15 protein-coding genes and 1 pseudogene are annotated in these 13,429 nt (G+C 55.1%); 7 read left to right on the forward strand and 9 right to left on the reverse strand.

The genetic code is table 11. The annotated features are described in order from the left end of the window. Positions 1–9 precede the first annotated feature (9 nt). Both U4E84_RS03970 and U4E84_RS03975 read left to right on the forward strand, forming a co-directional pair. Entirely contained in the window at positions 10–651 is a 642-nt protein-coding gene (locus U4E84_RS03970) for an aminopeptidase (RefSeq protein WP_322530801.1), read from the forward strand. 426 nt (positions 652–1,077) lie between these two features. Beyond that, positions 1,078–2,064, forward strand: coding sequence for an SDR family oxidoreductase (locus tag U4E84_RS03975; RefSeq protein ID WP_322530802.1), 987 nt, complete (start codon positions 1,078–1,080; stop codon positions 2,062–2,064). Positions 2,065–2,097: 33 nt separating this feature from the next. Here the strand turns inward: U4E84_RS03975 and U4E84_RS03980 are convergent, their stop codons facing one another. The 5 genes from U4E84_RS03980 to U4E84_RS04000 all read right to left on the reverse strand — a co-directional run bounded on the left by U4E84_RS03980 (position 2,098) and on the right by U4E84_RS04000 (position 4,482). After that, positions 2,098–2,706: a hypothetical protein gene (locus U4E84_RS03980; protein WP_322530803.1), complete on the reverse strand. Its 609-nt coding sequence runs from the start codon at positions 2,704–2,706 to the stop codon at positions 2,098–2,100. Between the two features lie 2 nt (positions 2,707–2,708). Continuing rightward, on the reverse strand, positions 2,709–3,017 hold the full coding sequence (locus tag U4E84_RS03985) for a hypothetical protein (RefSeq protein WP_322530804.1): 309 nt from the start codon (positions 3,015–3,017) through the stop codon (positions 2,709–2,711). A gap of 195 nt (positions 3,018–3,212) precedes the next feature. Then, positions 3,213–3,623, reverse strand: coding sequence for a hypothetical protein (locus U4E84_RS03990; protein ID WP_322530805.1), 411 nt, complete (start codon positions 3,621–3,623; stop codon positions 3,213–3,215). 231 nt (positions 3,624–3,854) lie between these two features. Continuing rightward, positions 3,855–4,268, reverse strand: coding sequence for a type II toxin-antitoxin system VapC family toxin (locus tag U4E84_RS03995; protein WP_322530806.1), 414 nt, complete (start codon positions 4,266–4,268; stop codon positions 3,855–3,857). Then, positions 4,255–4,482 (reverse strand): antitoxin VapB family protein, encoded by a 228-nt coding sequence (locus tag U4E84_RS04000; RefSeq protein ID WP_322530807.1) that lies wholly within the window; start codon positions 4,480–4,482, stop codon positions 4,255–4,257. The genes U4E84_RS03995 and U4E84_RS04000 overlap by 14 nt, the downstream gene beginning before the upstream one ends. A gap of 518 nt (positions 4,483–5,000) precedes the next feature. Here U4E84_RS04000 and U4E84_RS04005 point away from each other — a divergent pair. The 4 genes and pseudogenes from U4E84_RS04005 to U4E84_RS04020 form a co-directional block, all read left to right on the forward strand. Next, a pseudogene (locus U4E84_RS04005) lies at positions 5,001–5,411 on the forward strand (cell division control protein Cdc6); the annotation flags it as partial. A gap of 328 nt (positions 5,412–5,739) precedes the next feature. Next, a complete protein-coding gene (locus tag U4E84_RS04010; protein WP_322530809.1) occupies positions 5,740–7,161 on the forward strand; it encodes a sulfatase-like hydrolase/transferase in 1,422 nt (473 codons plus the stop codon). Between the two features lie 13 nt (positions 7,162–7,174). Then, positions 7,175–8,677: a flippase gene (locus U4E84_RS04015; RefSeq protein WP_322530810.1), complete on the forward strand. Its 1,503-nt coding sequence runs from the start codon at positions 7,175–7,177 to the stop codon at positions 8,675–8,677. A gap of 536 nt (positions 8,678–9,213) precedes the next feature. Beyond that, a complete protein-coding gene (locus U4E84_RS04020) occupies positions 9,214–9,426 on the forward strand; it encodes a hypothetical protein (RefSeq protein WP_322530811.1) in 213 nt (70 codons plus the stop codon). Between the two features lie 248 nt (positions 9,427–9,674). Here U4E84_RS04020 and rfbB read toward each other — a convergent pair whose 3' ends face one another. After that, positions 9,675–10,601 (reverse strand): dTDP-glucose 4,6-dehydratase, encoded by a 927-nt coding sequence (rfbB, locus tag U4E84_RS04025; protein WP_322530812.1) that lies wholly within the window; start codon positions 10,599–10,601, stop codon positions 9,675–9,677. Between the two features lie 51 nt (positions 10,602–10,652). Here rfbB and U4E84_RS04030 point away from each other — a divergent pair, with 51 nt between their 5' ends. Continuing rightward, positions 10,653–11,543, forward strand: a complete 891-nt coding sequence (locus tag U4E84_RS04030) for an NAD(P)-dependent oxidoreductase (protein WP_322530813.1) — start codon at positions 10,653–10,655, stop codon at positions 11,541–11,543. A 1-nt stretch (position 11,544) separates the two neighbouring features. Here U4E84_RS04030 and U4E84_RS18950 read toward each other — a convergent pair whose 3' ends face one another. From U4E84_RS18950 to U4E84_RS04040, 3 genes are read right to left on the reverse strand one after another with little or no spacing between them, the layout of a single operon-like run. Further along, positions 11,545–11,724 carry a hypothetical protein gene (locus U4E84_RS18950; RefSeq protein WP_345785493.1) on the reverse strand — a complete coding sequence of 60 codons (180 nt, stop codon included), beginning with the start codon at positions 11,722–11,724 and terminating at the stop codon, positions 11,545–11,547. A 2-nt stretch (positions 11,725–11,726) separates the two neighbouring features. Beyond that, positions 11,727–12,800, reverse strand: a complete 1,074-nt coding sequence (locus U4E84_RS04035) for a glucose-1-phosphate thymidylyltransferase (RefSeq protein ID WP_322530814.1) — start codon at positions 12,798–12,800, stop codon at positions 11,727–11,729. Continuing rightward, positions 12,797–13,261, reverse strand: a complete 465-nt coding sequence (locus tag U4E84_RS04040; protein ID WP_322530815.1) for a dTDP-4-dehydrorhamnose 3,5-epimerase family protein — start codon at positions 13,259–13,261, stop codon at positions 12,797–12,799. Before U4E84_RS04040 ends, U4E84_RS04035 begins: the two co-directional genes overlap by 4 nt. Between the last annotated feature and the right edge of the window lie 168 nt (positions 13,262–13,429).

A 13,429-nucleotide genomic window follows, 5' to 3' on the forward strand; every position in this document is an offset into this window, starting at 1 on the left:
TCGAACGAGATGGCAGACGACGATACCGGCGAGAGGGAGCCTGAAGATGCCGGGGACGAGAACACGGGCGAGCGAGCTACCGGACCGTTCCTCGAGGCTGTCGATCCCGCGGCCGTGACCGATGGTGAGGCGTTGTCGCTCTCACCCGAGCAACACCAGCGATTGAAAGACGGGCTCCACGGGACGCGGTTCGACGACGTGCGTCGAGCGGACCGTCGGTATCTCGTGGTCGGCAGTGGGTCAGATGAGCAGGGACAGCGTCGGCAACGGGTCTGCTCTCGGCTGGACGACCGACGAGACGCCATCGCGTTCAGGCTCGAAGAGTTCGGATTTGACGCCGCGGATCTCGACCTGTGGGTCCCGGCGTTCGAGGTGTTATCGGTACAGGCGACGTGGATCGTTGGCGTGATCGAAGACTTCGACGGGGGACACGTCTGGGAGCTCGGCTACCTTTACAGACAGCAGACGACCGTCCGTGATGCCCTGTGGCTCCTCAAGCGCGTATACGACGACCCAGCCGACGAGCGGGCGCGTTATGATAACGGAATGGCCGCATCCCACCTAGCGGCGCTAGAGGCGGCGGTGGCCGACCGCGTGCTCGAGTGGGCAACCGTCGACGAACTCGACCGCGTCACCGACCGGATACCGTGACCTCCGACGCTGACCTAGAGAGTAACTGTTCTTCGAGACTGTGCGTGCCAAGTGTCACCGGAGCCGCACGCTCCGTGTCGTCTGTCCCGAGATACTGTTAGCGTTCGACTCCAAGAGAATCTGGCTCCGACGACCGCTCTCATTAAGGCGGAGAAAAGTCAGGTCGTCTCCCATAGTCCCAGAAGTTTCACAGATCAGGTTCTGGTTCGATGTGACAGTAAGAGGATACCGAACCAAACGGTGTGGGGGGCATCGACTTTCGTCCAACGTCCTCGGTGACGCCGTCCTGCTAGACAACGTCAGTGACTTGGAAGCGTAGAGTGTAATCAAGACCTACTGAGTCCCTCCGTTGAGCCGTATCACAGACGTACTCTCGTCTGTCGACGAATCAGGAGACATATGCGGAAGCGGCGAGGTCATCTTGACATGCACGTCCTCGTCACCGGCGGCGCCGGCTTCATCGGCGGCCATCTCGCGGAGGCATTCCTCGACGACGGCCACGACGTGACCGTCCTCGACAACCTCGAACCGTTCTACGCCGAGGGGATCAAACACCATACGCTTGAGGTCCACCGGGAGGTGGCCGACGAGGGAGACGCCGAGTACCGGTTCGTCGAGGGGGACGTCCGCGACCCGGAGACGGTCTGGGAAGTTCTCGACGGGGTCGACGTCGTCGTCCACCAGGCCGCGCAGGCGGGCGTGCGCGAGAGCGTGGACAACCCCCGAAAGGTGGTCGACATCAACGTGGACGGGACGGTGAACCTGTTGGAGGCGGCGAAAGACGCGGCCGTCGAGCGCGTGATCCTCGCGAGTTCGTCGTCGGTGTACGGGAAGCCGGAGTCACTCCCCTACGAGGAGGACCATCCGACCGAGCCGGTGAGTCCGTACGGGGTGACGAAGCTCGCCCAAGAGCACATGGCGCGGGTGTACACGGAGTTACACGGGTTGCCGACCGTCGCGTTGCGCTACTTCACGGTGTACGGGCCGCGGATGCGCCCGAACATGGCGATCTCGAACTTCGTCTCGCGGTGCGTGAACGGGGAGCCGCCCGTGATTTACGGCGACGGCCAGCAGACGCGCGACTTCACCTACGTCGACGACGTGGTAGACGCGAACCGGACACTGTTGACGGATGGGTCTGTTGATGGGGACGTGGTGAACATCGGGAGTTCAGACAACATCTCGATCCAGGAGTTGGCTGAAGTGGTTCGGGATCAGCTCGCGCCAGAGTTGGCGATCGAGTACGAGTCAGCGCGGGAGGCCGACGCGGAGCACACGCACGCGTCCGTGGCGAAGGCGGGCGAGTTGATCGGGTACGAGCCCTCGCGGACGATCTCCGAGGGGGTCAGTGAGTTCATCGAGTGGTACGAGCAGAATCGAGAGTGGTACGAGCCGTTGGTGCGGGCGTCGTAAGCGGCGGGACACGTCTGTCGGGCAGTTTTCGACTCACGGAAGCAGATCGCTCTGAAGATACTGCGAGCAATCGACCGGGATCGCCGCCCATGCTGCCTCAATCGCTTGGTACCCTGTCCAGCCTTCTCCGCGAAGCATCTCGCCACAGGCTTGACAGAATTCCGCTACAGTACACTTCCCCTCGTCTAGTAGCAGATACAGCAGAAACGTGGGAGCAACCGCTTTCCCAGTCGTCTCTTCTGTGTCAGCGAACACTCGATTAATCGCCCGACGGCCGTGTTTGTCCATCGAGATAGCGAACCGATACAGCTTCGTATGCTGTTCGATTTCAGTTTGTACGGATTTCTCCCCAGCATCCTCTCCATGCGGTCGAGGAACACACGGAACCGTGGTGAACGACGTATCCTCGTCGTCGAACGGCTCAAGCGCCCGCTTGCTCCCATCGTGAACCCACCGCTCTCTCGTCTCTTCAGGCGAGTACTCAGACAGCTCCCGAACGTGGCGTTGGAGTTCGTGATAACAGACGTTAGTCGTCGTTAGCTGTAGATTGTCCATAATCCGAGACCAGAGTCCCGTGTTCGCTACAGCGATCAGTGCGTCCGTATCAACGATGACTGGATGACGAACAGCATCGTCCACCATCTTCACTCTTGGAACACGCCACTCATATCAAGCTCCGCAGCCTCCCCAAAGGCCTCCCGCTCCCGCTCAATTTCGTCCAAGGAATCACCAAGAAGGATCTCTGCCACTTCTTCAGAGAGTTCTCCCGCCTTGTATCGCTGGTGGAGCGTGATTTTCTCCTCGTCCGAGAGGACTTCTCTGAGTTTCTCTTGAAGCCCCTGTCGAGCAAGTTCACTAACGTTGATCCCCCCAAGGCGCATCTGATCGACGACTTGTGTCGCCTCCTTTTCAGTCTCCCCCCGGAACTGGATTTTATCGTTGTTTGTGGCCATCTTACCCCATTTTCTCTCCCCCAACATAATAGATGTTGTGACGTGCCATCCGTGTCATTACACCTTTTCATAGCAGGAGCCGAGATACTGTTTCGGAAATATTCTTGAATCAACACCTGCCCGAACGACTTCCGTGCCACCATCCCAGTGATTTCAGACCCATCCCGCTGAATCCGCTTTCGTCCGGAGCGGCTATTAGAACTCGACGCAGACAGGCGCTTCGGGCCTGTATTCCTCTGGGGAACCGTCACCCCGCTCACCGAGAAAGACGATAGCGTCGAGTTCTCCACGCGTGAACCGGGCTTCATACGACCAGTGGAATCCGTCTTCGATGTCGTCGCTCCGCCCATGGAACTCGAAACTGCCGTGCATATTGTGATCGAGCCAGAACTCCTCGTCGACGGTCTGGGGATTCGGCGCTCCGAGTCCGATCCCACGTTGGATGCGGCTATCCGGGTCCGCGTCTTCACAAAAAGAGACGTACTCGTCCCATGATTCGAAGCCGTGATCGGCGGCCACTGCCTGCTTTTCCTCGGCCGTTTTCTCACGGAACTCTCGCTCGCGTCGCAGAAGGCGTCCGTCTGCGGTCAGCTTGTACGCACCCATAGCTGGCCGACCGATCTCTTTCGTCTGCTACCCGATATCGGACGGACTGGCGTCAGCCGGAAACTTCGGCAGCCTAACGCCCGCTGCGACCAGCACGTCGTCGTACAGGCCCATACCAAGACGTCGTTGAACGCCGACGGACAAAACACCTCCCACGTCGATAGTGGCCGTCTCGACACGGATACGCCGCTCACTCAACTCACTCCGCCGGTGGCCGAAATCGAAATGCCGTCAGAACGTCTCCCAATCGACGACGCGAAGGTCGTCGATCCGGTCGAAGTGATCGACGTTCGCGGTCAACACCGGGAGATCCCGTGTTCGGGCAGTCGCGGCGATATACACGTCGTGGAGGTCATCGAGCCGCCGACCGGCTCGTCGCAGGGTCGCGATGATCGTCGCGGCCGTCGTCGCGACCGGTCGCGATATCGGGAGCACGTCGAACCGCGAGAGGAGGCGATCGAGGTCGTCGATTGCCTGTTGATGTCGGTCCGTCCCCCGTTCGTACTGGAGGTCCACGCCGAGCCGGAGTTCGGTCACCGTCACGATGCTGATCGCGTGTCGGCCCGCTTCGTCGAGGGCCGCTACCTTTTCGTCGACCCCGCCACGGTCGATATCGACGAGGACGGACGTGTCACAGATCTTCATCGGTGACTCGATCCATCGTTCCCTCGCTCAACCGCTCAATCTCGTCGGCGACCTTATCAGGCGTTTCGGCGTCGAAGACCCCCTGGCCGGTGACGTCCGAGATCTCACCGCCGCCGTCGAGTTTTTCCGCGATCACCTCGCTGAAACTCCGGTCTCCCTTCTCGCGTTTCAGTCGACGGTACACGTCGTCGCTGATGGAGATGTTCTTGCTCATACGTTACGTATGGGTACGCATACATAAATTGATAGCGACGCGGAAGACGTCGCCGAACGGCTCGCCGTGAGGACTCACCTGAGAGACGACCGGGGACGATCTCTTACGAACGATCACGGAAGGGGTCGGCGAGTTCATCGAGTGGTACGAGGCGAATCGGGAGTGGGACGAGCCGTTGGTGCGGGCGTCGTGAAGGAGGGTCGGGGGAGACCTGGTTTCGTTTGTCTTCGGAGGTGCTAGAGTAGTGTACTCTCAAGCGAGTCCCTTACGAAATTCGCTTCGCGATCGCTGGGGCTAGCCGACAGTGAGAGAGTACGTTTCGTCTGTCTTTCCGGTCGTGTGTCACCCGGTGCGTTCCGTTTCGATCTCGTCTCTAATCGCGAGGACGATGTCGGGATCGAGGTCGATTCCGTCCGTTTCCTGCAACCAACGCGCCGAATCCGAAGTGACACGGAACACTCACCACCGCGGAGGCCACAGTTCGCGGCCGAGACAGACGAATCGTCCGCTGTCTCAGCGCGGAGCTGGCCGAGCAGAACGGCGAGACGCCAGTCACCGACGAACACATCGACACCGCACGGGAACGCGTCCAACGTGGTCGAGTGGCGAACACGATCCGGGACCAGACCGAACACGCCCAGTACATCCTGGAAGAGATCGCAAACCTACAGGTTGACGGGGAGGTCCCGGCGCGGTCGAAAGAGATTCAACGTACGTACGAGCAGGTGGCGGAGTCGCACGCCGCCTCGCCGCTGTCGACACTGAAGAGTATTCAGGACCACCTCTCAGACCGCCACATGCTGGGGTTCCTTCGACCCCACGAGCAGAACAATGGGCTGAGTGGCGGTCAGTATTACGAATACGCGTTGGATCTCGATCCGGAAATTGTGTTAGAGGTCCGTGCAGAGATCGCTGAAAATACCGAATGAAAGCACACGAAATCTACTCTCCGTGTGATGGAGCGGAGAAGCACACGAAACGCACTCTCTTAGTCTCGTCGTTTAGTTCGCGCGAGCCTCTCAGAACCGCAGACCGTGATCGATATCAAGTTGGAGATGGTTGTGATGCTGGCGGCCAAAACGGAGGGCGAGGATGAGTATGCGTCCATAAGGAAGGTGTATGAGCTGATCAGGTCTGAGCATTAGTTTAGAAATGCATGTATCTATGGTGAATAAAAGCTCACTTCCTTTTAACGTACGACGGCGGAAGTAGGATGATAATCAACAGGTTCATACAGTCTATCGAGTGAGCTTATATATGAGTGGAGAACAACCAAATATTCTCCTCGTCGTTTTAGATAGTCTCAGAGCAAAGAATACCAGTCTCCATGACTATCCTATCGAAACGACGCCTAATCTGACTTCTTTTGCGGAAAATGCGACCAAATATACACAAGCTCGAGCACCGGGGATCCACAGTATCGCAAGCCATACAAGTATCTTTTCAGGGTATCATGTAGAAGAGCATAAATTGTTTGAACACGAATCCAAATTAAATGAAGATAACAGCATTTGGTCGCAGTTAGCACGCGAATATGGGTATTCTACAGGTCTTTTTTCGCCGAACGTCGTTGTTACCGAGGCGTCGAACTTGGCGGATCACTTCCAGCACACTGTCGGTCCGAAGCGCTTCACTCACCCAGAATCGGGGCTTACGTTACGAGATCTTGAAGATGAAGTATCAACGTCGAAATTCATTAAGAATGCTCTCAAACATCAGAAGCCAGTTCGATCCTTACTCAATGGTATCCAATATAAATTAAAACAGAACAGCTCGCAAAATCCAGAAGCTGAACGGGGCGAAGTATACATATCAGAGTTTTTCAAGTGGCAAGAAGCTCAGAAAGGGCCGTGGGCGGCATGTATCAATTTGATGGATGCTCATTATCCGTACGTCGCACAACCGGAATTCAGACTTTATGAGGACGAACAGCTCCGATCCCTTGGAGGATATTTTGAATCACCAATGTCTCGGCAGGTATTATCCGAAGGAGGATGGTGGGCGCTTACCACACTAGAGAATCTGTACGATGAGTGTATTAGACAGGTCGACGCGGCAATCAACACGCTCCTCGAAACGCTAAAAAAGAACGATCAATACGACGACACGCTTATCGTCGTTACGAGTGATCACGGAGAAGCGTTCGGAGAGTTCAGTCAAGTGTCGCCATCGGTTCGACTGTGTGATCACAGTTGGGGAATTCACGAAGTACAGACTCATGTGCCGTTAGTGGTGAAACATCCGAGTCAAACGGAAAACGAACGAATCGATGAACCGGCGTCCCTTACGGAATTTCCTACCGTCGTTCGTGAATCGATAGCCGACAACGACTCTCCGTCGTTTGTTCCTGAATCTCAGCAAGTACTTACCTCAACGTATCGCGTTCCAGAACCGGGAGACACACTTCCAGAGACGGTGAACAAGGAGGATTATCTCGGTCCCTGGAGAGCAGTGTATGAAGCTAAGGACACGAGCGTTACTAAATATTCGACACATAGAGAGGACGGCGCGATAGTTACGATCGACTCCGCTCGGGAGTACCACACTACCTCGCGAGAATATCCGTCACAAGTCGATGAGACCTTCGCTAAATTGAATGATTCGGGGGTTAAATCCGGTCTCAACGATCCTGACGACGATATCGAAGATCGGTTAGAGGCCCTAGGATATATGCGGTGAAGTCGAATCATACATGAGTGAAGAACGTACCTCACTCGGTATTGTCTCCGGTGGGGCAATGTTATTTTTCGTCGGAATCACGGTCTCGAAAGTATCGAAGTTCCTGTTACAGATCCTTCTGACTCGTACTCTCGGCGCAGCATCGTACGGGGTGTACTCGTATGCCCAGACGATCCTATCGGTCGTCGGTGTGTTTGCTCGACTCGGCGTGACAGAGTCGATCATGCGGTTCGTCCCAGAGTTCGAAGACGAGAAGAGTACGCAGGGGAGCTACATCACGATCGCATTCTGTACGTCGATCGTCGGAGCGACTGTTGTCTCCATACTATTATTCATTTTTGCCGGAAAGATAAATCAGCTTACTCTCGAAAACCCACTGTTCGCCGATGTCCTACGTATTTTTGCGTTGTTCCTTCCGCTCCAAGTGAGTATACAGGCGATAGCCAATACGTTTCGAGCCTTCGAAGACGCGAAGAATCAGATATTCATTAGAGATGTCCTCGTTCCAGTCCTGAATGTCGTGTCGGTCGCGATCGCGCTCGTACTTGGCGCGACGATCATTGGAGTAAGCGCAGCGGTCGCGTTCGCTGGTCTTCTTGCGATGGCGGTCTCCCTCAGCTTACTTATCAAACGAACCGACATCGACGTGAATCTCGATATAAATCGGTCAGAACTATATCAGTATTACCAATTTTCAATTCCGCTCACACTTACTGCCGCAGGTTCTCTGTTGTATACAAATGTTGACCGGTTGATGGTTGGGTACTTCATCGGAGATGTGGAAGTCGGTATTTATGCAGTGGCGATAGGGCTCGCGAATGTAACCGGATTGGCTCTTTCAGGGCTGAATCAGTTGTTTCCGCCTATCGCATCGAAACTACACTCCCGAGACGAACGCGAAGAATTACAGAGAGTGTTCCAGACTGTCACGAGGTGGAGCTTTACGCTGTGTTTGTTGCCCGCAGTACTGCTCTACACGTTTCGATTCGAAGTGTTGGGACTCTTTGGATCCGAATTCACTCGTGGATCGGTCGTGCTGTCGTTATTCGTCGTAGGTCAGGTAACGCGCAACGCAGTCGGGCCGAGTGGGTATCTGCTCATGATGAGCAACCACCAGTATGTCGTACTGTTCAACCGTTGGTTCCTCGGAGTCGCAAATGTGGTCGCGAACTACATATTGATTACCAGATACGGCTTCGTGGGAGCAGCTGTAGCATCCGCCCTCACACTCGCCCTAGTCAATCTATTTCGTCTTCTTGAGCTATGGAGTTTGGAGCAGTACTACCCGTATACACGGAGATATCTAAAACCGATAGTAGCTGGCTTGGTGGTAGCGGTATCGATAGGTTCGATACGAGGCGAGTTGCTCAGATACGGGTTCGCTCAGATGCCACTGCTCGTATTTGGGGGCATCTTTGGAACTGTGAGTTACGTCGCGATCATCTACCTCCTCGGGATCGATCAGATCGATTATGAGATGTATCGAGAGTTGAGAAGAGGTAACGAAAAAGAGTGATCACAGCGGAGTATATTAACAATGTGATAAACACTAGATCTACATCGTTATGAATCTCGCGGCAAGCACTTTTCGATTTGATTTGGAAACACGAGGATATATCTGGTGTGTCATCAACTAGCTTACAGTTCCTCGAAACGAGAAGTAGATAATGACACTGTTTGATCTCGACACGAGAACACCTGGATCCTTATTAGCGATAGATCCATTCTTTGGATGGAGTGTACCATCTGCCAGAAATGAAGACCGTCGTCTTGACGTTCGGCGAAGTTCTAGAACGAGGGCGTTCGGCTCTTGATCCCGGATGATCGCGTGATCCCTGTCGGATATCCGTATCTTGAGGGACGGCTCGACTCCTAAGACGTCGAGTGTTTGGATCAGTTCATTCATATCACAGGGAACGATCGGCTACAAGCTCTCATGGTTCGTCCCGACCTTCACGAGGATGAGCGGAGCGATTACGAGGTCGTCTACAAGCTTTATCTGAGGGAGTAGGACCGTTGAGACGAGTTTATCTGCGGTTCACCACGTCGAGCGTGCGCGTAATTGACCGATCGAAATCGCCGCTCTATCGACTCTTCGCGGAGTCGAGTGCGCGAATCGGTGTCGCCTTAACGGCCGTCTACGAGGGACATTGTTTCAACCTGAACAAGTTTGTATTCGAGACCCACGGTGCGGACATGCTTCAGCCGCTCGTGGAGGACGGCATCGCGTTGTTCGTCGAGGACGTTGACGAATTAACGACATGATTGGGTTTGGGAGCGGAGAAACGGTCAATCGGGAGCAGTAGAGAACATTCCGGAAGAATTAGGACGGGTTAGTGGGGACGGTTGAGACGAACTACGTAAAACCGGAATTCGAACCACGAGCGGTCTCGTAAGCTATCACGGTTTCGACGAAGTACTGGTACTGTTGATCGAGGAAGGCGTCGTTAGTACGAAAAGAATGAGGGTAGTGGGAACCAGTTGTACAGGCGTTCTAAGATAGAAGTCGAATCTCAACCGAGATTGTACTCGACTGTACGTTCCAGCCCTTCCTCAAACGTGTACTTGGGTTCCCATCCGAGTGCTTCGATCTTCTCTGTTTTAAGCGCATAGCGCTGATCGTGGCCGGCTCGATCGTCGACGAATTCGATCTGCTCATTATCGACCCCAACCATATCGAGAATCGCTTCGGTGACTTCGAGGTTCGTTTTCTCCGCGTGAGAACCAATATTGTATATCTCACCGATTTCTCCCTCTCGGAGCACTATATCGAGGGCCCGGCAATTATCCTCGACGTAGATCCACTCGCGCACGTTCGAACCATCTCCGTATACCGGCAGTGTCTCGCCAGCAGCGGCGTTTCGTATGAACTTTGGAATGAGCTTTTCTGGATGCTGGCGGGGGCCATAATTGTTACACGTCCGTGTAATGACAACGGGGAGATCGTGGGTCGTTCGATAACTCTTCGCGAGTAGGTCAGCACCGGCTTTGGTGGCCGCGTAGGGATTCCGCGGATCGAGTCGGTCATCCTCCGAGAATTTCCCGTCGAGTATCTGTCCGTAGACTTCGTCGGTCGATATCTGGAGGAACCTGTCGAGGTTCGCGTCATTAGCAGCATCGAGCAGCGTCTGTGTGCCCCGAACGTTGGTCGAGACGAACGGTTCTGCGCCCGCTATCGAACGATCGACGTGTGACTCCGCGGCGAAGTTGACGACTGCGTCGACGTCCTCGATGAGTTCGTTGACGAGTTTTCGATCGCAAATATCCCCTTCCACGAACGTGTGTCGTGGATCGTCGAGAACGCCATCGAGGTTGTCCCGGGAGCCTGCGTACGTCAACGCATCGAGCGTAACGACTTGGTCGTCGTCGTGTTCGTTGAGAACATGGTATACAAAGTTCGACCCAATGAATCCGGCCCCACCAGTTACGAGAATGCGCATACATGAATTTCTTAGCGGCACCTATTTACAGTTCTGTTGGCACGCTCCAGTATGCGGTTGCTCGTCGTCGGATCAAACGGATTGCTCGGGAGTAATGTGGTCCACGCGGCATGCGATCGGGAGTGGGAAGTACACGGCACGTATCATTCGTCTCAACCTTCTTTCGACATCCCACTCTCACAGTATTCTCTCAAATCGTTCGAGGCGTTCGACCAACTGCTCGTGAAACACGAACCCGATGTCGTTATCAACTGTGCCGCGATGACGGACGTGGACTCGTGTGAACAGAATCCGGATCAAGCTCTCGTTCTCAACGGCGAAGCGCCGGGTGAGCTCGCAGCTCGATGCGAGCGAGATAATATTGACTTTGTCCACGTCTCGACCGACTACATCTTCGATGGAGACAGTCAAAATCCGTATGATGAATCGGCGGAACCGAACCCTCTCCAAGAATACGGTAAATCGAAGATGGTTGGTGAACAGTCTGTTCGGGAGAATCACTCTTCGGCGCTGATTCCAAGACTATCCTTCGTGTGGGGAGTCCATCGCAGTACTGAGGAGTTGACGGGATTCCCGTCGTGGGTTCACGAACAGCTGCGAAGTGGGGAGACACTTCCGTTGTTCACGGATCAGTGGATCACGCCGTCCCGAGCAGGGCAGGCTGCCGAAACAATCCTTGACCTGATAGCTGATGGTGCGTCCGGGATCCATCACGTGGCGTGTCGCTCTTGTGTTACACCCTACGAATTTGGGGGATTACTCGCGGAGCGCGCTGGTGTCACTCAAGATCGATTGTTCGAAGGTTCGACAGAGGACTTGGAGCGCGGTGCGGAACGACCCTCGCACAGTTGTTTGTCCGTCACCAAGGTTGAAGGAGTGCTTGATCGCCCACAACCGACGTTATCTGCGGACGTTGACGCCGTTTGGAGTCTCGTGGAGTAGTTTAGATCTGATACTGCTCTCTGTTTTCCAGGAAGTAGCTACGCGCGTCTTCGGAGAGATCTCTGAACCGAAGTACCTCCTCACAGCCGAGTCCTGGGCATTTCACCACTCGATTGTCTTCGAGTTCGTTCGCTGCGACGATTGTCCCACAGGCTGAACAGGTGTGTGTGATGATTCGCATCGTTAGAGTTTGAGCTGTGAGTTTTCACCGACGACGAGCCGTCTTCCTTCCGGGAGGAGTTCGTCAGCACTCTCGACGTCCGCGTTCCGGCCGAGCAGGCTATCGACGATTCGACCGTACGCCGTGAGTTCCGACTCGCCGATGACCACGCTGTTCTCGATATGGATGTTTTCGAGCGTGGAATCCGGGCCGATCGACGTATACGGACCGACGTAGGCCCCGGCTTTGATCGTCACGTTCGCCGCGATGGAAACGGGCCCTCGAACGACGGCACCGTCCTCGATGGTCGCGGATTCCGCTAGCTCGATACGCCCGTCGACCTCTGCGCCGTCTTCAATGATACCCGCAGTGTCGAGGTCGGTGTCTTCGAGGACGAGTCGGTTCGCTTCGAGGATGTCCTCCGGCTTACCGGTGTCTTTCCACCAGCCTGTGACCACGTGCGAGTCGATCTCATGGTCATTTTCGAGGAGCGACTGGATGGCGTCGGTGATTTCCAACTCCCCTCGCCAGGAAGGTTCGAGGTCGTCGATCGCGTCGAACACGGTAGGTGAAAAAACGTACATTCCAATGAGCGCAAGGTTCGTTGGAGGGTCGTCGGGTTTTTCGATGAGTCTCATGACGTTGCCCGCCTCGTCGACATCGACGATACCGAATTCCTTCGGGTTGTCGACTTCTTGGAGCGCGATTCCCGCCCCGTACTCGCCGTTTCGGAAGCTCTCGACAAGGTCGGTGATCCCAGAGTTGAGGATGTTGTCCCCGAGATACATCACGAAGTCGTCGTCGCCGACGAAGTCACGGGCGCAGCCCGCAGCGTGTGCCAGTCCGAGCGGTTCGCCCTGGACGATGTAGGTGATGTCAACGCCGTACTCAGAGCCGTCGCCGAGGAGTTCCTGTATCTCCATGCGGCCCTTGTTCCCGAGAACTACCCCGATCTCGGTGATGCCTGCTTCTTTGTAGTCCTCGATTGCATATTCGAGGACCGGCTTGTTTGCGACAGGGACGAGTTGTTTTGGACCTGTGTGTGTGATCGGCCGCAGTCGGGAGCCGGTGCCGCCTGCGAGGATCACTCCTTTCATGCGTGTGGATCGGCATCCCAATCGAATGGGATCTCGTCAGTGTCGTGTGGCAGACGGTCTTCATCCGGATCCCCGTAGTCATAAAGGTTTGTCGGGAAGTTCACGAGGAAGACCCGATCGTCGCCGATGACTTTAAACCCGTGCCAGCAATCGCCTGGAATTCGAATCATCTGTTGGTTGTGTTCGCCGATGACGAAGGAATTCACTTCATCTTTAGTTGGCGAGTCGTCTCGATCATCGTAGACTGCGACCTTGATCCGACCCTGCGGACAGACGAAGTAATCGATCTGTCCACGTGTGTGACGATGCCACGCCCGAATTACGCCCGGATAGCTCATTGAGTAGTAGGACATCGATGGTTTGGGATCGTACTCGTCCCAATCCTCGCGGAACATTTCGACGAGGTGGCCGCGTTCGTCAGTGTTTACCTGGAGATCACGTAAGTCGACACCTTTGATCATCGTTCTACTACTGTTTCGGACGCTACTAAAAAGGTCACCAATCTCGTCCAAATGTTCAGGGACAGGTTCGGAGCAACAGGCTCTGCGTCCTTAAAAGCGTGTGTGTATCATAAGATTTAAGGGCCAAACTGGTTTCAGTCAGATTTGGTAGTACCATTTTCAATTTCT

This window comes from Halorubrum sp. AD140 (genome assembly GCF_034497445.1).
Lineage (GTDB): Archaea > Halobacteriota > Halobacteria > Halobacteriales > Haloferacaceae > Halorubrum.

Bases quoted from the DNA above. Each gene is read 5' to 3' on its own strand.
- U4E84_RS03990 (WP_322530805.1), bottom strand. From the start codon at position 3,623: ATGGGTGCGTACAAGCTGACCGCAGACGGACGCCTTCTGCGACGCGAG.
- U4E84_RS04015 (WP_322530810.1), top strand. From the start codon at position 7,175: ATGAGTGAAGAACGTACCTCACTCGGTATTGTCTCCGGTGGGGCAATG.
- U4E84_RS03995 (WP_322530806.1), bottom strand. From the start codon at position 4,268: ATGAAGATCTGTGACACGTCCGTCCTCGTCGATATCGACCGTGGCGGG.
- U4E84_RS04010 (WP_322530809.1), top strand. From the start codon at position 5,740: ATGAGTGGAGAACAACCAAATATTCTCCTCGTCGTTTTAGATAGTCTC.
- U4E84_RS03970 (WP_322530801.1), top strand. From the start codon at position 10: ATGGCAGACGACGATACCGGCGAGAGGGAGCCTGAAGATGCCGGGGAC.
- U4E84_RS03975 (WP_322530802.1), top strand. From the start codon at position 1,078: ATGCACGTCCTCGTCACCGGCGGCGCCGGCTTCATCGGCGGCCATCTC.
- U4E84_RS18950 (WP_345785493.1), bottom strand. From the start codon at position 11,724: ATGCGAATCATCACACACACCTGTTCAGCCTGTGGGACAATCGTCGCA.
- U4E84_RS04000 (WP_322530807.1), bottom strand. From the start codon at position 4,482: ATGAGCAAGAACATCTCCATCAGCGACGACGTGTACCGTCGACTGAAA.
- rfbB (WP_322530812.1), bottom strand. From the start codon at position 10,601: ATGCGCATTCTCGTAACTGGTGGGGCCGGATTCATTGGGTCGAACTTT.
- U4E84_RS04035 (WP_322530814.1), bottom strand. From the start codon at position 12,800: ATGAAAGGAGTGATCCTCGCAGGCGGCACCGGCTCCCGACTGCGGCCG.
- U4E84_RS03980 (WP_322530803.1), bottom strand. From the start codon at position 2,706: ATGGTGGACGATGCTGTTCGTCATCCAGTCATCGTTGATACGGACGCA.
- U4E84_RS04040 (WP_322530815.1), bottom strand. From the start codon at position 13,261: ATGATCAAAGGTGTCGACTTACGTGATCTCCAGGTAAACACTGACGAA.
- U4E84_RS03985 (WP_322530804.1), bottom strand. From the start codon at position 3,017: ATGGCCACAAACAACGATAAAATCCAGTTCCGGGGGGAGACTGAAAAG.
- U4E84_RS04030 (WP_322530813.1), top strand. From the start codon at position 10,653: ATGCGGTTGCTCGTCGTCGGATCAAACGGATTGCTCGGGAGTAATGTG.